Source organism: Candidatus Nitrosotalea sp. FS, from assembly GCF_011319475.1.
Lineage (GTDB): Archaea > Thermoproteota > Nitrososphaeria > Nitrososphaerales > Nitrosopumilaceae > Nitrosotalea.
In genome coordinates this window covers 1-19,073 of sequence record NZ_RCMC01000205.1, presented here as the reverse complement: position 1 = coordinate 19,073, position 19,073 = coordinate 1, and the positions used below count along the sequence as shown (strand labels likewise).

The following is a 19,073-nucleotide window of genomic DNA, read 5'->3' as shown; positions in this document are numbered from 1 at the left end:
TACCACAGAACTATCAGCGTTTTCTGTTACTGAGACTCCACGAATTGAAAATACAGAATCAGCAAAATTCTTTTTCAGATCCTGTGGCATGTCCAATATTGCCTTGTACGTAGACCCGTCACTAGTAGGACAGGTTACTGTAATGGACTCACCGCTTCCATAGGCAAGACAGTTATCATAGGATTTTCCAGGCTGTATTTGAGAACTATCGGTATTTGTGATATGACTTGAATTGGTAGCCTGGACTTCATCTGGCATGACTTGAGGGATTCCATTGTAAGACGCGGCTGCCAATCCCAGAATGAAAAATCCTACTATGGCAACTGCAAGAAATGAGAAATGTATGTGGTTCCTTGATGCTTTTCGTGGTGCAACCTGAACAAGTAATGGTTCTTGAGGCGGTAATGAATTTTTGATACAGTGTGGATGAGGTTGAAGTGAAGTAACATGGCTACACAGTTTACATTTTTTCTGCGTAGATTTTCTGCAGCCAGAGCATACTACATAATTTGCTAGCTCTCCGCNTTTTCGTGGTGCAACCTGAACAAGTAATGGCACTTGAGAAGGTGATGAATTTTTCACACAGTGTGGATGATGTTGAAGTAAGGTAACGTGATTACACAGTTTACATTTTTTCTGAGTAGATTTTCTGCAGCCAGAGCATACGGTATGACTTGCTAGCTCTCCACCACACGTTCTACACGATTCATCAGGCATAAGAATTTGAAAATTTTTATCATAATTAAAGGGTAAGAAGAAATTGTCCTTGTAATTTCTACCTAAGACTTAAATCCAAAAACTGTAAGGCTCTACAAAAATCAAAATTTTATCAGGTCACAGTAAGTGGGATCTGACTTACATTTGTGAGCGGAATTGGAGATGATAGACTGCTCCAGACAAAGACTTCGATGGTATACTGTCCAGTACTTTTTGGAATCCATACTTGAGATGTAGTAAAAGCCTGGCTTGGAAGCATCGCTGCCGAAGTGCTTTCAAAATATTGTGTCTCGCCATTACTGCCTAGTACCTGCACCATATAGGCAAATTTTTGCTCAGATTGACCATTATTTGTAAGCGTAGATTCTATTCCAATTTGTTGGCCAGCGTGAAAACTAGAAACTTTTTGGCCAGAGGTATCCACCATAATAGGTTGAGTCATGGAAATGTTGCTGTCCATAGCCATAGCAGATTGTGAGAATCCAACTAGAGCAAGAACAGATCCAAGTAGAAATAATGTATTCCTCAACAATTTGAGAGAACGGACATAACTATAAAACGATTGCTCATAATTGTTAAGTAGAAACTTTAGTGGTATATCAAATCGATTTTGTAAATTTTAGATTTTTAATCAACAGTTATTCTTTTTATCACAATTTCGTGTCCTTCGTAAATATGTGAAGCGTGGTTTGCCTTGATTATTTCATCCATTTTTTGATCCGTGAAATATTTTTCGTTGTACCTCCCTAGGCTTTTTTTACAGTTAAAACAATAGATCTCCTTAAACTCCACAGTACAAAAAACGATTTTATCGTATTTAAGATTCTATACCTGAAAATCCAGGTTGATCTTTATTTTGATGGAACTGGATTTTTGATACCTTGTAGTAAATCACCTCTCCACGTCGTTCAATTACAGCAATTACTGGTTCCTTTCCCATTGTAGTGATGTCTTCGATTTGTTTTTGTAGCAAACCAATTTTTTCCCTCTTACCTTCAGTCATTCCAAACACAACATACTTGGCACCTTTTTCTCCAAATTGCCCTCGCTCATACACTCTAAAGTCAGAACCAAATCCAAATCCATCTTTTGCTACATATCCTTTTGTTCTCAGGTCTCGATATATGAGAAACTTGGTAAAAGAATCAGGATCAACTTTCATACATTCTGTCATCATAGAATCAAAGTCCACCAGAGTTTTACCTCGGAAGAGTTTGAGTTTGTCAACATAAAGCAAGTACAAGGATTCAAACGGCTTGAGAAAGAATTTCTTTTTCATTTCTTCTCCGAATCCTTTTAGTTCCAAGCTGTGCTGCATGTCTTTGTCAGATACAAGGACGTGATCTTTTACCAGCGTTCCTTCTACCTTGGAATCTAATTCAGACATGAAATTACTGTGAAACGTGTATCAATATAACATTACTTTTCAAAAATTGCCATTTTGCAAAAATCTATTTACAGCGTTTATCCATTATTGTCCTAAATGGCAAATAGATTCTTGGTGTCTTTACTAGTTATAATAGTGATAGCGTCTATTGCATTCAATTACATCCAATATGAAAATACCCAGTATCTTCAGCAGACCATTTCAGAATATAAAAAACAAATCGAAACTGAAAAGGAAACAAAAACTATACCGCCAATTCCTGTTCCAAATCCTGTAAACCAATCAAGTGGAAAAACCACTCCAGTGTATAACGTCAACGATACAAGCTTGAAATCAATTTCTGCCGTAGCGGTAAGGCCAATACTTTCAAGTGATGGGTTTTTTGAAACCACAACATATGCAGGAACTGTCCTAAAGATAACGGTAGAAATTCGTGACGGATCAGGCCTTGTTCTTGTCAATACCGCAATACCTACAGGAGTGGACTTTCAAACTTCGGCAAGAACTGCGGTTATGATAGCACAAAAGTATACCAATTTTGATCTCTCAAAAAAGGACGTGATATTTTCAATCTCATCTGGGAACCAACAGGAGATGCAAGCAGTTGACGGAGGCAGTGCAGGTGGAGCAATGACGGTACTGCTAATATCAGACATTTCTGGAAAACCAATAAACAACAAAGTGTTGATGACTGGTACCATAGAAGATGACGGTTCCATTGGAAAAATTGGTGGCGTGTCAGAGAAGGCAGATGCAGCAGGCAAGTATGGCGCAAAGATATTTCTAGTTCCCTCAGGTCAAGCAATAACCCAAGTGCAGTCTTGTGATGAAAAAAGAGCCGGATCGTTTGTCTATAGAACATGCACGTCACAAGACCAACCGCTTTCAGACTTGACAGAGAAGGAATTTGGTATGAAGGTTATAGAGATAAACAGCATCAGTGATGCATTGAGTTATTTCAATACAAACAGCACGCAGTAAATTACATTTTGTGAACTCACGGTTAAAATATAGGGCATTAATAAACAAAAAAAAGTGTTATTATGCACGGAGCAAATTACCGCGTTGGAAATGGCCAACCATATACAAGAAAGAAGTACATCAAGGGTAAACCACAGATAAAAATTGCAAAGTTTTACGGAGGAAAAAGAGACGGTGATTATGATTTTTGCGTACAGCTCTGTTCTAGCCAAAAGATGCAGATAAGACACATGGCAATCGAGTCAGCAAGATTGTCTGCAAACAAGGCAATAGAGACAGTTACTGGAGAAACTGGTTACTACTCTACACTCAGAGTATATCCACACATTCTTCTAAGAGAGAACAAGATGATCTCAACTGCCGGTGCAGACAGATTGTCAGAAGGAATGAGAGGGGCATTTGGCAAAGCAGTAAGCTTGGCAGCACGTATTGAAATTGGTCAGGTTATCATGGAAGCACATGTCAAGAAAGAACATGTGGATGTAGCAAGAAAGGCATTGCACGGTGCATCTGTGAAATTACCATGCACTCCAATGATCAAAATAATTCCTCTAAAAGCTGCAGCCTAGTCAGATTTTAATAAATTAAGAATCTCTTTTTGCCTTTTGTGTAGAATCTCAAGAAACTCTTCGAATTCTTCATTTGTTGGAGTACGCTTTAGGATTCTTCTGCACTGGTAATAAAATGAGTTGTACAGTCTTCCTATTACAATTCCATAACCAAATGAATCAGGATTGGATTTTAATTCATCCAATGAATTTACGATTTTAAAAATTTCATCTGACTTGTCTGCAACCTCACTTATTTTCTGATTTATTTTTCCTTCTAGTTGTTTATCCACGATATACCATATCACATCATGTTAAAAAATTGTATTCCAAACAGTATCCTTTAATAGACTAATAATTTCTAAATCGGTTAAGCGGTTGTAGTATAGCTTGGTTATTATGCGGGATTGCCAATTCTGCGACCCGGGTCCAAATCCCGGCAACCGCATTGAGTTTTCATTCTATAAACAATTATGATGATGGATCTACTACTTGACCTGCAAACAAGACCAATCCTGTCTGATTATCATATATCAAAAACACAAAAGGATGATCTGCATTAAATTCCAAGGGTTGAACCCCAGCATTTTCACCCATTACTGTCATCATCACTATTGCTGTTGCAGCTGCTGCCTCTGTACCTTTCTCATTTACATCCACGAATGCCTTGTGATATACATTATCAACATACAGATCCTGCGTACCAGTAATTCCTGAAAAATCAGCTATGTTAGGATCAAAAGCCGACGCCATTCCCATTTCTGATAGATTATCCTTGAGTTTGTATGCAGTATGAAGCATAAACTTGGGCATGTGTACTGATACTTCTCGTACTGCAAGACTGTTCTTCCATTGATTTAGTTTATCTGAAGATAATTGATTGGCAAGATTATTCAAGTCCTTGTCCTTTGGCAGAATTATCATCATAGAGAGATTCCCTCCACTGTATGGCATGTCAAGTATCTTCAAGTCATTATCCTCAAGATACTTGAAGCCAGTCTCTACATGCATCATTGGAACTTTGACTGTATTATTTTCAGATGTCGAAAAATTTGCATCAATTGTTTTTGATTCGTCAAACTTGGTCAGCCAAGTTCCCTTGAAATAGACTGCGTCTGTAAGAACAACTCTTGTTAAATCAGTTATAGAATCTTTTGGAAGCAGGTCTTTTATCTTCTGGGCCGTCTTGTCTTCTACCCACTTGTTGATTACATTTCTAGAATCTTCTGGGTTTTGTATGAAATCAAGGTTCTCTGCTTTTGCAGAATAGTATTTTTGTAACGAATCAGAGTACTCTGGCAATATTGGATAGTTTTTTTGCACCCATAACGCATTTGCAATATTTAGAGTATAGTTTGAATTTGGACTGTTTATCTTGGAATCAAGTTCTTTGATAGATTCTCTTTGGATCTGCCTATCTGCAAATCCAAAAACAGACTGGATCTCACTTGCCGTATCTCCCCTTGCTCCTTCGTATGCCATCGAGAATGCATCAGATATGCTGTATGGCGAGAAGAATATGTTGTCTTTATCTTGTTGTGCAATGTTGGATAAAAGGAAAAAGGCAAATGTGTTGCTCNAGGAAAAAGGCAAAGGTGTTGCTTGCGTTTACAGGTCCAGGTGACTTTTGTATAGCATCCTTCACAGAGATCCCATGCGATAGCAGATAAGAGGCAGATGTGTTGCTTGCGTTTACATATGTTGTAACTGTCTTTGGTTCATTTGTGGGTATTTTGTCAGACACCAATGAGACTGTAGAGCTGGCAGAATTTTTGCCGTCGGTTGCAGATATGACATNTGTGTTGCTCGCGTTTACAGGTCCAGATGACTTCTGTATAGCATCTTTCACAGATATCCCATGCGATAGCAGATAAGAGGCAAATGTGTTGCTCGCGTTTACATACGTTGTAACTGTCTTTGGCTCGTTTGTTGGTATTTTGTCAGATATTAATGAAAGTGTAGAGCTGGCAGAATTTTTGCCGTCTGTTGCAGATATTACATATGTACCAAGTGCAACAGATGGAACTGTGACATATTTTTCAAACGNTGCCGTCTGTTGCAGATATGACATAAGTACCAAGTACGACAGATGGAATTGTGACATATTTTTCAAATGATCCTGTTGGCATGAATTTCTGTACCCTGTTGTTGTCAAAATCTGCAACATAGATATCACCAGAATTGTCAAGTGCTACACTTGCAGGATAACTGAAATGAGAGTTATCAGAACCGTAATTGCTTGTAATTCCAAGGGTAGATAGGTATTCTCCAGAGCTAGAAAACTTTTGTATTCTGTGATTATATGTGTCTGCAACATAGATGTCTCCAGAGCTGTCAAGTGCTATACCTTGAGGAGTGTAAAAATGATAATTGTCAGAGCCATAATTGCTTGACATGCCAGTGGGCAAGTATGATCCTGATGCANAGAAGTATCTAGTGCTACACTTACCGGAGTATTAAAATGAGAATTGTCAATGTCTGATTTTCCTGATACTCCAAGTGTCATCAAATATTCTCCAGAGGCCGAGAATTTTTGTACTCTATCATTGCCTCTGTCTACAACATAGATATTCCCAGAACTATCAAGTGTCACACTTTCAGGATAACCAAAATGGTAATTATCAGAACCATATTTTCCTGAAACCCCAAGAGTGGAAAGATATGTTCCAGGACTTGATATCACGTCAACTATTGATCTATCAGGAAGTGTGATTTTAACTGGAGCAGATTGCACAAATCCTTGACCTGATACTTGTATAATGTTTCCAGCATTTGCTTTGTCTGAAGAGAGTGTAATGGAAGGTGTTAAGGTAGAAGAATTTTGATTGGTGTTATTTGTAGATTGAACAGATTGAGAGGTATTTGGTATTGTGTTAGATTCAAGTGTGGTACTTGAGATAAATGCCAGTATTGCAATGACAATTATTCCCATNGAAGGTGTTGCTGTAGAAGAATTTTGATTCGTGTTATTTGCAGATTGAACAGATTGTGGTGTATTTGGTATTGTATTAGATTCAAGTGCGGTACTTGAGATAAATGCCAGTATTGCAATAACAACTATTCCCACAATTATCATAATTGAAAGGTGCAAAGTTTTCATGTTCATGTTGTGTGACATAGTTATTGTTTAAAAAACTGGCGTAGATTTCTTCTAGCACATTGTTAGTCATCTATTTGTGCAATCCCTTTCTGATTATATCCAATGCATTCTGGGCTCTCTCAGGTCTTGGCAGTTGTATCATGAATACATTTGCGCTTCCATACTGAGAATTAGGAGAAGACAATGCAAGCATTGTAGTCTCTGCCAATGCCTCAAAGAAATCTACTGCTTCATTTGCATATATGAGAAATTTTTCTTCAATGTTGCCCTGTGAGAATTGTAACGTAACCCTGACAAAGACATGACCTAGTCCATCTTGCAGTATGTTCAGGTTTGTCTCAACAGAGACAGGTCTTCCCGCTATGTTTTTCATTATGTCATCGAATTTTTTCCCATCGACAACAATGCAAGGCACTTGTTTTCCCTCAAAATCAAATAGACTAACATCTTTGTGTCTTTCCAAGAGAAATTTCTCAAGTTCTTCGCCTGCCATAGAGTAAATGCGTATTGTCTTTTTTAAAAAGATGATCTGTACAAACTAGACAATGCTCAAGGTTTTTGCCAAGAGTTCGATTCTTTCATTGTCTTCTTCTGTGAGTTTTTTGTCATTATACTTGTTATTAAAGTAAATCAAGTCCACTACCTTAGACTTGTCCATGTTTACAACCGTTGCATTGTATGGAGTCTGGATTTTTTTGTTTGTAAGTATGACTAGCTTGTCTACCACGGCTGCTTTTGACATGTCAGAGATTTGTTCAATGTCTGGAATACCCAGTTCATCAGCAATAACTGCCAATCCTATCTTGGATCCAAAGTTGTCTTGATACACTGCATCTAAGAGCAGATTTTTCTTTTCTAGTTTTTGTATCGAGCCCATTTCTTGTGCAAAAACGGTCAGGCTCTTGACTGCATTTTTTATCTCCTTGTTGTTATTTTCACCATTTCTTCGTATTGCCAAAAAGTCAGATATTGGAATATTCATGATGCTTCCTCTCACTCGCAGTCCAGGATATGATTGCTTGATTGCCTCATCAATTACTGATTCATCAATTGTTTTGGAATCTGATTGCATTGCTTTTTCCATTGCTTGGTACAAGATGTTGATGACAGAACGCACGTTTCTAAACTCTGTAAACTCTTCATACAAGACATGGATCTTTTCATTTAGTTCTTGTTGTTCTTTGACTCCAAACTTGTTATTTTTGTCGCTGTGTGTTATGTACTCGGTGACAATCTCTGCAAGTTCATCTTTAGAGTTTGATCCTGCCAAGTCTATCTTGTAATTTGCCTTTTCTAGCCTATCAAACACAGACGGATTGGTATTTTGAATCTCCAAGTAACCTGAAGGTGTGGATATCAATAGTAATACAGACGCTGGAAGATGTGCGTTTATGACTCCCTTGATAAATTCAATTGAATCCTTGTTTCCATCAAGCTCATCCATTTCAAAGACAAGAACTTTGCCCAGGAATCTATGAGTCAATTTAGAGATAGATGACAGCATTCCAATCAAGGTCTCTAGATTTTTGACTTCGTCAAAAGAGTTTGAGATGACATTTTTAATCAATATTGATTCATGGTACTCAAATTTGTGGACCAAAAAGGCAGTCAGGTTTTCTAAAGATACAGATTGTTTTCCCCTGATGATGTCTTCGGTCTTTTCTTTTATTGTCATTCCAGTCAGTTTGTTTACAAAGGAGTAGTCAAGTGCCTTTTTAGCAGAATTGTCTCCTTGTTCTGCGTTTTCCCTCAGATAATTCAAGAATTTTTCTCGTAATTGTACAAAGAACTCGTTGTCAAATCCCTTGAGTATTGCATCGTATAATCCAGAAACAGTCTTTGGTGATATAGTGGACAGGTCAATGTAGGAGCATTCTGCATTGTATCGTCCTTTGAGGCTCTTGACATGCAAGGACAGGTGAGTCTTGCCAGAACCTACATCTTGTACAACTGTAATTACACGAAAATCATTATTTTCAGCAGTCTTGCCTTCTACTTTTCTATTTAGCTCCTTGATACACTCTAGTATTGCAGCCTTTGCTTCCTTGTGTCTTTTTCCTCCAAGTATCTTGGCGTCTTTTTCAGTTGGGGTCGGGCTGCTTGGATATGGATTTAGTTCTAAATTATATGGATACATTAGATGTTCCTCACATAACCGTGAACTAGTCCGCGCATTACAATTCCCTCTTGTCCTCCAGATGATACTTCGTATCTATCATGATGATTCTCAATCAAATTTGTTGCCATTTGGTAGAATTTTTCCTTGGACAAGTTTTGATTTTCACAAACTTTCTCTCTGATTTTATCAAATGGAACCCATCCTATTGATGTCGATGATTCATTTAGTGAACTGTTAAAGACTCCTTCAAAGTCATCATGTTTAGAACCAGTTTCCCTTAATGAGGCTCGCTCCAACTCTTCTTGCAGAACGTCTGCATGTGCTTTTACTTTGGCAATTGATTGGTTTACGCCTGCAAACATGTTAAGCATTAGTTTGAATTTTGGATCATTTTGTGTTACATGCTGGACATAATTCTCGCTTGTCCAGACAAAGTATGCCACACCCTTTTTCTCGATAAAGATCTGTTCATTTGCCTGTAATTCCTCAAGGATACCGTCACATGTCTTTCCGAATACCTTTTTGAGGTCAGCCTTCTTTACCCCAGTTATTCCGGAAGACCTGATTTTATCGAGTATCTCGTCTTTCACAGACAAGGCTCTACAAAATTTTATTTAATATCCAAGGTGATACAGGATAACAATTTGGTGAAGATTTGTTACCTCTGGAACAAAGAGAGACAGAAAATACACCAGAGTGTCTCACACAAGGATCAGTCATAATATATGGCATAGCAAGATAGGATGTCTGCAGAATGATGATTGGGTATACTGATTTCATGATGAATTATACCTGGGGTATCTGACTGCTTGAAAAATACGAGTTTGCCTCAAGGGTTAAATCTCAAATGGCACATAAAGGAATCAATGAGTGACCCGTGGAAAGACAAACTGACTTCGGACCAATATTTTGTGTGTAGAATGAAAGGCACAGAACCACCATTCACAGGAATATATCATGATGCAAAGGAGAAGGGAGTTTACAAATGCCTATGCTGTGGAATCGANCAGAACCTCCATTTACAGGAATATACAATGATTCAAAGGAAAAGGGAGTTTACAAGTGCCTGTGCTGTGGAATAGAATTATTCAGCTCTGAGACAAAATTTGATTCTGGAACAGGATGGCCAAGTTTTTGGAAACCAATTGCAGACAATGTAAAAGAAGACAAGGATACTAGCCACGGCATGTTGAGAATCGAGGTATCATGCAAGAATTGCGGATCACATCTTGGACACGTCTTTGATGATGGTCCAAACCCAACAGGCTTGCGATACTGCATAAATTCCGTCTCACTAAAACTTGAAAAATAAATCAGACAACTGGTAATAGCAAAGTTACCTCGTTATTAATAGTACCGTATGATACCGTAATGTATGTTAAATTGTGAGTTTTGTCCAAAACAGTTCTTTGAGACTGCAAACGGCTTGGTAGCAAAGACATTTCATGAGAGCCTACACGATCCAGAGTTAGTAAATAACTAATCTGGTTCTTTTTTTGTACCATAAGAAATCAAACCCTAACTTTTTTATCGGTTGCCTCCATTCTAATTGAAAGTGGCAAAATCAAAACGTACAGAATCAAAACCAAAAGAGTCTACACATGACGTTGTCAAAAAGATGTCATCAATCTCAGACGCTACCAAGATTCTGGCTTCTGAAGTAAAAACAATGTCAAAGATATTTGTAGAAAATCAAAAGATATTGGTTTCTCTTAAAGACATGATATCATCTGTAAATTCATCATTAGATCAGATTCAGAAAAATTCAAGACAGATGAATATCATTGAAGAAGATACACAGCGCTTGTTCTCTGGAATGAGTCAAGTCAAGGCACATTCGAACTTGATAGACAAGATAAACAACCAGATAAACAAGCTCCAAGACCACGTAGAGAAGATTCGCGACAAGCAAGAGTCAATGCCAGATACCAACAAAATAATGCAAAGCATTGCAGACAATATCGATTCCACTAGAAACAATACAAAAATGATAATGCACGTATCAGAAAAGACTGAGAAGGTACGTGAAGAAGTCAAAGATGCCATGAGCCGTACAGAATCACTTTCTAGCTTACATCAAGAGATTGAAGAAGTAAGACAGAGTACAAAAGAGATATCTTCCAAGACTGAAAAAATGTCAGGACTGGAAGAGAGTATATCCAATCTAAAAAGCGAGATAGGAACCATTGGCTCAAAGACAGATGCCATACCAGGCCTGAATTCTGAGATAAGAAACGTCGGCTCTGAGATTGATTCATTGATTAAAAAAACAGAGTCTCTATCCATGCTTGGAAACGATATCAGAAACATCAATTCAGAGTTTACCAGTTTCAGGGAAAACATGTTAGGTAAGAACCAGAATCTTGATGAGAAGATAGCAGATTTTGCTGAATTGCTGAACAAAAACTCGGCATCAATCTCAGAGTTTAACAAAAAGACATACGAGATATCTCAGCAGTTACAAGATATTCGTAGTGTCACCCACAAGACATCTCAGAATACTTCACACGAAGTCATGGGATTGTTACGCCTCTCAGAGTTCCAATCAAACATCAGAATGCGTTCTGAATCAAAGTATGGCACACTAGAAGATATCGAAAAAATGACAGGTCAGACAAAAGACATGATAAATCTATTTGATAGAATTTCAATCGAGGTAGAAACAAAGATGCCATTGCCTTTTGAGGTAAAGCAATGGAGCATTGCAAAGATTTTAGATTGTGCAGACAAGTGGGAGATAAGATTTACAGATGTATTCAGACTTTTGATTACAGAACTTGGCTCNACGTACATGTACGGTGTTGCATCAAGCAAGTTGAATACTAACGCAATAGCTTGGGAATGAACATTTAGCATGCCANAGACAAGTGGGAGATAAGATTTACCGAAGTATTCAGACTTCTAATAACAGAGCTTGGTTCGGATATTGTAAAAGAAGCAATCAGAATGGAACANAGACAAGTGGGAGATAAGATTTACCGAAGTGTTTAGACTTCTAATAACAGAGCTTGGTTCTGACATAGTAAAAGAAGCAATCAGAATGGAGCAGGTCCGTGATCTTTTCGGAATACGTGCAGTCGATGAAATAAGACGCGAATTAAATATTACCTAGTCTTCGTCGGTTTTGTCAAGAGACTGTTTCTTCTTTTTCAATAAAGCAAAGATTCCAATAATTACTGCAACCCAAATGCTTCCAAACAACATGTTGGAGACACTAACGTACATGTACGGTGTTGCATCAAGCAAGTTGAATACTATGGCAGTAGCTTGAGAGTGAATGTTCAGCATGCCGGTATGAAATGCTGCAGTGTCAGGCGAAGTGGTTGAGATCTTATCAACAGTAGACGACATTGTACTAAGATCTTGCTGCATCATTCCAAAGTCTGTGTCTTCTGTAGGAAATATCCAAACAGGGTTTCCAGATTTTGGAAGAAGCTGCTGTACTGTCTTGATATCATTAGAGATGGCTTGAGGATCAGATGTAGCCTGGATTCGAACTAGAATTCCACGGGACTGATCAAGTGGGTATATGGTACTGCCATACTCTTCAAAGGCCAATACCACACCGACTACGATCAATGCAATGATTCCTGCTAACGCGATTTTATAGTAATTATTTGCCATTTTTTCTGCCTTTGATTCGACTCTACCTCTTGATTTGCCTTTTTTAAACGTTGAATGTGATATGCTAAGATATGCAATGTAAAGAAATCCAGCTGCCTGAATTCCAATTATTGGCACAAATACGGGATTACCAGAAAATATTGCAATAAACATGCCAAGTATTCCATATACACCAAAGAATATCTCAAGAAGAGTAGTTTTTGTAAATGGTAAAGCATATGCCTTGTCCCTCCAATCATCATCATTTTTTATTATTCCAAATTTTGGAGTACGCAAAAACTCATTTCTTTTTCCAAAGAGCGCGTCAAAGACTGCAACGGTATTGTTGACAGACATACCAGCAGAGTAGATTATCAAATACAGGTACGAGATTGTCTTTGACCGCCATTTTTTTTCATACATTTGTTTGATAACCATGACGTATGCAACAGGTCCCATTGCCAGATACGCAATTATTGTAAGTGCAGGCAACCCGTTTATGATATAGAGATTTATTTTTGAAGCCAAAAGTATTGGCAAAATCAGAAATTGTGCAAGAACCATCGGATGCACAATGTGTCTTGTAAGTTGAATAAACGCCTGGATCTTGGTATCAACTGGCAATTTCTTTATTGCAACAGAGCCAAGTAATTTTACAGCACACTGTATCGAACCTTTTGCCCATCTGAACTGTTGCCTTTTTGCAGAGTTCATTTGTACCGGAAGTTCTGCGTCTACTACAATATCAGGAATAAAGACACACTTCCAGCCTTTCATTTGTGCTCTATAGCTTAGGTCGAGATCTTCGACCAGAGTAGCAATGTGCCACCCTCCAGAATCCTCGATACATTGCCTTCTCCAGATACCTGCAGTACCATTGAAACTCATAAAGAGATGAGAGTTACTTTTTGCCTTTTGTTCCACCAGAAAATGAAAGTCAAGGCTTAGTGCTTGAGCTTTTGTAAGAGGTGAATATTTTTCATTTACGTGACCCCACTTGCATTGTACCAGTCCTACATCCGGAGTGCAGAAATAAGATAATGCTTTTTTGAGAAACCATGTTGGCGGTATAAAATCAGCGTCAAAGATTGCAACAAAGTCGCTTTTTGTAAATTTCATTGCGTTTCGAAGCGCACCTGCCTTGTATCCCTTCCTGTCAGACCTTCGCACATGTTGTATGTCAAATCCCTTTTGCTTGTAATCTGAAACTAGATTCTCAAGCAGATCGTATGTTTCATCAGTGGAATCATCTAGTACCTGGATGCATAGCTTGTCTTTTGGATAGTCTAGTGCACATACTGCGTTTACCAATCTTGAAGCAACATATTTTTCGTTGTATATTGGAAGTTGAATTGTTACAGTCGGAGTTTCTTTGAAGGTTATAGAATTATTTTTTTTCTGGCGCCTTGCAATTACTACAAGATAGTAAAAGTTGCATGTATAGAGCGTAATTATCATTGCAATCCAAATGAAAATGTTCCACAGAAATCCAGTTAGCGGATTAGGAAGTGTAGCATGTGTAAACATTTGGAATTTTTCAACTCTACAGTCTTTATAGCCGTACCGCTAAAATTTGGCTTAACCTTTCTTTGATATTTTTATTGCCTGAACAGGGCATACGTTTTCACATGCTAGGCAAAATATACAATCAGGTTCTCGTGCCATCAATGGTTTTTTATCAGAAGCTGGATGACCTGCAAACTCGGCCCACTCGTAAACTTTTACAGGACATGCATCGATGCATGCACCATCTCCTACACAGATATCATAATCAACTGATACAAACTCTCCCCAGATTCCAAGTATCTCATTACCCTTTCTATGACCGAATACCTTTATCTTGTGACTAGATGGAGCAGTAAAAGTTTCAACAACTTTGAGTTTTGATTTAAAGTCAACATCAATTGGACCTGGTTTTGCACCAGAAGGTGTTTCAGGTTCTGCTTCTGCTGCCACCTGTTGCCCTGGTTGAGGAGCTGCAGGCTTTGGTTTTGGTTTTGCATTAGGAACTATCTGAGCTAATGGTGTTAGTTCTTCCAGTGCCTTGAGAGCTTGTTCTGGTGTTAGCTGTTTTGTTTTTACGTCATGCTCTACCATTTTATCTGCAAGANTTAGTTCTTCCAGTGCCTTGAGGGCTTGTTCTGGTGTTAGTTGTTTTATCTTTACGTCATGCTCTACCATCTTGTCTGCAAGTACACTATTTCGCAAAATGGTATCAATTATCATCTTTGCATTTGTATCTGCTTTCTTTCTATAATGTTCAACCCACAGACCATCACCATATTTTTCAACTGGATACACTTGGTATATCATATCTACAACTTCTNCTATTTCGCAAAATGGTATCAATTATCATCTTTGCATTTGCATCTGCTTTCTTTCTATACTCTTTAACCCATAGACCGTCGCCATATTTTTCAACTGGATATACTTGGTATATCATGTCGACCACTTCGCCAGTTACAATCTCGACTTGAACTTCAAGATCTATTGACTTGTATCCACTATCATCTGGGTCCGGCATGTTTTCTTCTTTCCAGCGATATGTAGCGTAAATCCTGTCAGCAAATTTATCCATCTCAAAGACTTTCTTGAATCCAGATACGATAGAATCAATTTCATAAGTATCTTCAAGTTTTACTGGAAGACGATAAAGACCAAGTTTGTAACTGTGTAAAGGATAGACTCCTCTTTTTGATGTGCCTGATTGAACTGTATACACTTTATCCTTTAGCAGGAGTGACATCTGATTGTTATAATTAAAAAAGAGTTTAAAAATGCTTCTTAATAATCAGGGCAAGTCTCTTCTCGGATCTTTCGGTATCTCTGTTCCATCTCTGTTGCATGCTCAAGGACTTTATCAAATCCGTACGTATCCTTTGGAAAATACCAGCGTATTCCCACCTTGTGCCCAATTCCATCCATATCGTATATCATTCCCCTATCAGAGGATACACCATACTTTTCATCAACCGATCTCTCTTGTGAGGTAAGACCGCGTTTTGTCTTGTCTTCCATTATGAAATAAACTGGATCGTCAAGTATTGCATAGAATATACCTTTTTTTAGAATTGGCAGTTCTGGATTATCGTTATTTTTCGATTGGGTTTCCAATCATATTACCCCATTCAGTCCAGGACCCATCATAGTTTCTAACTTGAGGATATCCAAGAAGATATTTTAGAACAAACCACGTATGTGAAGATCTTTCTCCAATTCTGCAGTAACATATGACATCCTTGTCAGGTGTGATGCCTTTTGATTCGTAAACTTTCTTGAGCTCTTCTACGGATTTGAAAGTGCCATCGGTGTCATTTACTGCACTTGCCCAAGGAATGTTGTTTGCATTAGGAATGTGTCCTCCTCTCTGAGCATGCTCCATTGGATACTCGGCAGGTGCAGTTACCTCGCCTGAGAATTCTTTTGGTGAACGTACATCAACTAGAACTGTATCTTTTTTGTCAAGTGCTCGTCTTACATCAAAGAGATATGCACGGAGTCCTTCATTTGGTGGCTGTGCAACATAGTTTGTCTTTTGTATTTGTGGTTCGTCTTTTGTGTAGGATCNTTGTGGTTCATCTTTTGTGTAAGGTTTGTTTTCAATCTCCCATTTTTTTCTTCCACCATTCATGATTTTTACATTTTCATGTCCATAATACTTGAATATCCAAAATACAAAGGCTGCAAACCAATTGTTAAAGTCACCATACAAAATAACTTCAGACTGGGCAGTTATTCCATTTCTTGACAGCAAGTCTTCAAACTGNTAGTCCTTCGTTTGGTGGCTGTGCAACATAATTTGTTTTCGGAATTTGTGGTTCATCTTTTGTGTAAGGTTTGTTTTCAATCTCCCATTTTTTTCTTCCACCATTCATGATTTTTACATTTTCATGTCCATAATACTTGAATATCCAAAATACAAAGGCTGCAAACCAATTGTTAAAGTCACCATACAAAATAACTTCAGATTGTGTAGTTATTCCATTTCGGGATAGCAAATCTTCAAACTGTGATTTGCTGATGATATCTCTAGTAATAGGATCATTGATGTCTCTTTTCCACCAGATGAGACTTGCCCCCTGGAGATGTCCTTGTCTGTAGGCATTCTCTGGGTCATAGTCGACTTCAACAATTTTAAAGGATTTATTGCTCAAGTTCTTTGAGACGGTTTCTGTATCTACTAAAACTGGTTGTGCATAATTCATTTTGTCTCTATCATACTAGACTTGGAAGGTTCTTAATATTTTATGCTCAACAGATGCTTTTTAAGTGAAATTAAAATTAGTAGTTTTGCTTGGATCTTCACAATGTTGCACTTGTAAGCAAAGTTGGTTCAAAAGAATCTGAGGATGCGGTAAAAAAAGTTGCCAAAAAATTGCTTGCGAAAAAAATCAAAGTGTATACAGTTTCACCAGTAGAAGTAGACGGAGCCAAGAAGATAAACGACATAGAAGATCTCAAGACCACAAAACTAGATTTGACAATCACACTTGGCGGAGACGGAACAACTTTACGAACTTTTAGGTATCTAGAAAACGAAGTTCCAAATCTTGCAATAAACGTAGGAGGGAACAGAGGCATATTATCAGAGATAACGCTGCCTGAGATTGACACTGCCATTGAGCAGATCATTGCAAACAAGATTTTTTTTGACAAGCGAACTAGAGTAGTTGCGTCTTGCGGAGGACAAGATTTTCCCCCAGCGCTAAATGAAATTTACATCAATAGACAAAATTTAACAAAGACATCGTTGTTTGAGATCAAATTTCAAAGTGATAAAGTAACACAAAAAATGGATGGAGTAATTGTTGCAACACCAAGCGGTTCCACTGGACATTCCTATTCTTTGGGAGGTCCAATTCTTCATGAAAGTCTAGATGTTCTTATCATAACACCTGTTGCTCCAGTCAACAAGTTGCCATCAATTGTAGTTCCTGATGAAAAAATTGAGATCCACAGTAGTCATGATTCCAACATAATCATGGATGCTCAAGTGATCAAAACTGCCAGATTTGATGAGGTGATTACAATAAGAAAATACAAAAAACATGCAGTATTTGTAAGACTGAAAAAACAAGGTTTGAGACAGATGAGCAAGCTTGGTTTCTAGAATCTTAGATGCCACATCATTTTATGCAGGAGTGCCATTTTCGTCTCAAGAGCAGAGCTTTACAACTCCGCTAGTCTTTGAAGAAATAAAACACATAAAAAAAAGTCATGATGCAGTACAAACACTAATCGATTTAGGCAGATTAAAGATTGTAGAGCCAGAAGAAAAATTTCTCAAATTTATTTTGGACGAGTCAAAAAATACAGGAGACTTGTCTGAGCTATCAAAGGAGGACATGTCAGTGCTTGCACTGTGTGTTCAGCTCAAGGGTGAGCTAGTAACGGATGATTATACGGTATCAAACGTTGCAAGGCACCTAAATCTCAAAGTCATTCCAATAATGACCAAGGGAATATCCAAGGTCTTGGACAGTGTGTACTCGTGTCCTGCATGCAACAAGAGTTTCAAAAAAATGTCTGATTGTCCCATTTGCGGTAGCAAACTAAGGAAAAAATCAGCTCAGAGAAAGTCAAAGCCAGTCGGCAAAAGAGCCATCGTATAGATTTACGTTTTCACTTCATATCATGAAAAGCCATTGAGGGGTTTTGTTCACTTAGTTTAGTTCCCCACTTTAAAACAAGAACAAATTGATATAAGAAATTCGAGCCCTATAGTTACCGCCAGAACAGTTGTAGTGGGATTGTCCCGGATTTTTATTTCAGCATCTAATCACAGAAGCTCAAGTATGTGACTTTACCTTATTCTACATATCCAGCAAAGATAAAAGTAAACAGAATATAAGATAGACATGAAGTATGTAGCCTTGCTACGCGGCATCGGGCCGAGTAATCCGAATATGCATGGATCTAAATTAAAGCGTGTGCTGGAAGACTTGGGTTTTAGTAACGTCATGCCAGTTATCTCCAGCGGTAATGTGATTTTCGAATCCGACTCCAAAGATACTGCGAAACTAGAAGAGACTATTCAAAAAGATTGGCCTGAGAAGTTGGGCTTTTCTAGTACTACGATTGTCCGTAGCCAGAGACAGTTGCAAGCTTTGGTCGATAAAAATCCATCCGGGGTGCCAAGCACAGTCGCACATCTTATCTTTTGGTAACTTTCTTTAAGCATTCACCGAAAGCCTCGCTGACAAAGCNAGAAGAGATTATTCAAAAAGCTTGGCCTGAGAAGTTGTGTTTTTCTAGTATTACAATCATCCGCAGCCAGAAACAGTTGCAAGCTTTGGTGGATAAAGATCCATACCGTGGCGCCAAGCACAGTCACACATCTTATCTTTTGGTAACTTTCTTCAAACACGCCCCAAAAGCTAAGCTGACATCAAAGTCAAATTTTTATAGCGACCACAAGGTTAACTCCCTTTGCAGTATNCTTTGCAGTGTAATAGATACCACGGTAGGCAAGACATCTGATTTTATGGTCAAACTCGATAAACAGTTTGGTAAAGACGAAATCACTTCGCGCACCTGGTTGACCATTCACCGCATCCTAGCCAAAATGGAATAACCATATCAAAAAAGGTTTCATTATCACAGTATTATTTTAGATTC

At 38.1% G+C, this 19,073-nt stretch carries 17 protein-coding genes, 1 tRNA gene and 8 pseudogenes; 9 read left to right on the top strand and 17 right to left on the bottom strand.

The annotated features are described in order from the left end of the window. Positions 1-525 precede the first annotated feature (525 nt). The 3 genes and pseudogenes from DYY66_RS13145 to endA form a co-directional block, all read right to left on the bottom strand. Positions 526-717 (bottom strand): annotated as a pseudogene (locus DYY66_RS13145) (hypothetical protein); the annotation flags it as partial. Positions 718-829: 112 nt separating this feature from the next. Further along, positions 830-1,159 (bottom strand): hypothetical protein, encoded by a 330-nt coding sequence (locus DYY66_RS07780; protein WP_166287814.1) that lies wholly within the window; start codon positions 1,157-1,159, stop codon positions 830-832. A 375-nt stretch (positions 1,160-1,534) separates the two neighbouring features. After that, positions 1,535-2,104: a tRNA-intron lyase gene (gene endA, locus DYY66_RS07775; RefSeq protein ID WP_166287811.1), complete on the bottom strand. Its 570-nt coding sequence runs from the start codon at positions 2,102-2,104 to the stop codon at positions 1,535-1,537. Between the two features lie 96 nt (positions 2,105-2,200). Between endA and DYY66_RS07770 the strand changes: the two genes are divergently transcribed. Together DYY66_RS07770 and DYY66_RS07765 are read left to right on the top strand one after the other, a co-directional pair. Continuing rightward, on the top strand, positions 2,201-3,085 hold the full coding sequence (locus tag DYY66_RS07770) for a S16 family serine protease (RefSeq protein WP_166287808.1): 885 nt from the start codon (positions 2,201-2,203) through the stop codon (positions 3,083-3,085). 62 nt (positions 3,086-3,147) lie between these two features. Further along, positions 3,148-3,654, top strand: a complete 507-nt coding sequence (locus tag DYY66_RS07765) for a 50S ribosomal protein L16 (protein WP_166287805.1) — start codon at positions 3,148-3,150, stop codon at positions 3,652-3,654. On the opposite strand, the gene DYY66_RS07760 is transcribed toward DYY66_RS07765, so the two are convergent. Beyond that, positions 3,651-3,926 carry a hypothetical protein gene (locus DYY66_RS07760; RefSeq protein ID WP_166287802.1) on the bottom strand — a complete coding sequence of 92 codons (276 nt, stop codon included), beginning with the start codon at positions 3,924-3,926 and terminating at the stop codon, positions 3,651-3,653. The two genes, DYY66_RS07765 and DYY66_RS07760, sit on opposite strands and share 4 nt — an antisense overlap. An 81-nt stretch (positions 3,927-4,007) precedes the next feature. Between DYY66_RS07760 and DYY66_RS07755 the strand changes: the two genes are divergently transcribed. Continuing rightward, positions 4,008-4,081: transfer RNA gene (locus tag DYY66_RS07755), tRNA-Gly, on the top strand. 23 nt (positions 4,082-4,104) lie between these two features. On the opposite strand, the pseudogene DYY66_RS16340 reads toward DYY66_RS07755, so the two are convergent. From DYY66_RS16340 to DYY66_RS07720, 6 genes and pseudogenes are all read right to left on the bottom strand, one after another. Then, a pseudogene (locus tag DYY66_RS16340) lies at positions 4,105-5,212 on the bottom strand (serpin family protein); the annotation flags it as partial. Positions 5,213-5,680: 468 nt separating this feature from the next. Beyond that, on the bottom strand, positions 5,681-6,029 hold a 349-nt coding region (locus DYY66_RS16335; protein ID WP_394352611.1), incomplete at its 3' end, for an SMP-30/gluconolactonase/LRE family protein. A gap of 29 nt (positions 6,030-6,058) precedes the next feature. Continuing rightward, positions 6,059-6,565, bottom strand: a pseudogene (locus DYY66_RS16330) (hypothetical protein); the annotation flags it as partial. 238 nt (positions 6,566-6,803) lie between these two features. Next, on the bottom strand, positions 6,804-7,226 hold the full coding sequence (locus DYY66_RS07730) for a hypothetical protein (protein ID WP_166287787.1): 423 nt from the start codon (positions 7,224-7,226) through the stop codon (positions 6,804-6,806). Between the two features lie 45 nt (positions 7,227-7,271). Then, on the bottom strand, positions 7,272-8,870 hold the full coding sequence (locus tag DYY66_RS07725; RefSeq protein WP_166287784.1) for a hypothetical protein: 1,599 nt from the start codon (positions 8,868-8,870) through the stop codon (positions 7,272-7,274). Next, on the bottom strand, positions 8,870-9,442 hold the full coding sequence (locus DYY66_RS07720; protein ID WP_166287781.1) for a hypothetical protein: 573 nt from the start codon (positions 9,440-9,442) through the stop codon (positions 8,870-8,872). Before DYY66_RS07720 ends, DYY66_RS07725 begins: the two co-directional genes overlap by 1 nt. Positions 9,443-9,718: 276 nt before the next feature. On the opposite strand from DYY66_RS07720, the pseudogene DYY66_RS16325 reads away from it, so the two are divergent. Then, positions 9,719-9,858 (top strand): annotated as a pseudogene (locus DYY66_RS16325) (peptide-methionine (R)-S-oxide reductase); the annotation flags it as partial. A gap of 21 nt (positions 9,859-9,879) precedes the next feature. After that, positions 9,880-10,164 (top strand): peptide-methionine (R)-S-oxide reductase MsrB, encoded by a 285-nt coding sequence (msrB, locus tag DYY66_RS07710; RefSeq protein WP_394352610.1) that lies wholly within the window; start codon positions 9,880-9,882, stop codon positions 10,162-10,164. A 1,796-nt stretch (positions 10,165-11,960) separates the two neighbouring features. Here msrB and DYY66_RS07700 read toward each other — a convergent pair. The 7 genes and pseudogenes from DYY66_RS07700 to DYY66_RS07675 all read right to left on the bottom strand — a co-directional run. After that, positions 11,961-13,982 (bottom strand): cellulose synthase family protein, encoded by a 2,022-nt coding sequence (locus tag DYY66_RS07700; RefSeq protein WP_166287772.1) that lies wholly within the window; start codon positions 13,980-13,982, stop codon positions 11,961-11,963. A gap of 51 nt (positions 13,983-14,033) precedes the next feature. Next, entirely contained in the window at positions 14,034-14,552 is a 519-nt protein-coding gene (locus tag DYY66_RS07695; RefSeq protein WP_178085591.1) for a ferredoxin family protein, read from the bottom strand. 230 nt (positions 14,553-14,782) lie between these two features. Continuing rightward, positions 14,783-15,177: pseudogene (locus tag DYY66_RS16320) on the bottom strand (ferredoxin); the annotation flags it as partial. 62 nt (positions 15,178-15,239) lie between these two features. Further along, on the bottom strand, positions 15,240-15,569 hold the full coding sequence (locus tag DYY66_RS07685; protein WP_166287766.1) for a hypothetical protein: 330 nt from the start codon (positions 15,567-15,569) through the stop codon (positions 15,240-15,242). After that, a pseudogene (locus DYY66_RS07680) lies at positions 15,547-16,022 on the bottom strand (sulfurtransferase); the annotation flags it as partial. The pseudogene DYY66_RS07680 and the gene DYY66_RS07685, both read right to left, overlap by 23 nt. Before the next feature lies 1 nt (position 16,023). Next, positions 16,024-16,221, bottom strand: a pseudogene (locus DYY66_RS14665) (sulfurtransferase); the annotation flags it as partial. Position 16,222: 1 nt separating this feature from the next. Continuing rightward, positions 16,223-16,660: sulfurtransferase (locus tag DYY66_RS07675; RefSeq protein WP_255496372.1), on the bottom strand; the 438-nt coding region annotated here is incomplete at its 3' end. Positions 16,661-16,749: 89 nt separating this feature from the next. Between DYY66_RS07675 and DYY66_RS07670 the strand changes: the two genes are divergently transcribed. The 4 genes and pseudogenes from DYY66_RS07670 to DYY66_RS16315 form a co-directional block, all read left to right on the top strand. Beyond that, positions 16,750-17,565, top strand: a complete 816-nt coding sequence (locus DYY66_RS07670; protein ID WP_166287763.1) for an NAD(+)/NADH kinase — start codon at positions 16,750-16,752, stop codon at positions 17,563-17,565. Next, positions 17,555-18,067, top strand: coding sequence for an NOB1 family endonuclease (locus DYY66_RS07665; RefSeq protein WP_166287760.1), 513 nt, complete (start codon positions 17,555-17,557; stop codon positions 18,065-18,067). Before DYY66_RS07670 ends, DYY66_RS07665 begins: the two co-directional genes overlap by 11 nt. A 246-nt stretch (positions 18,068-18,313) precedes the next feature. Beyond that, positions 18,314-18,622, top strand: a complete 309-nt coding sequence (locus tag DYY66_RS07660) for a DUF1697 domain-containing protein (protein WP_166287757.1) — start codon at positions 18,314-18,316, stop codon at positions 18,620-18,622. A gap of 128 nt (positions 18,623-18,750) precedes the next feature. Then, positions 18,751-18,893: pseudogene (locus DYY66_RS16315) on the top strand (hypothetical protein); the annotation flags it as partial. Between the last annotated feature and the right edge of the window lie 180 nt (positions 18,894-19,073).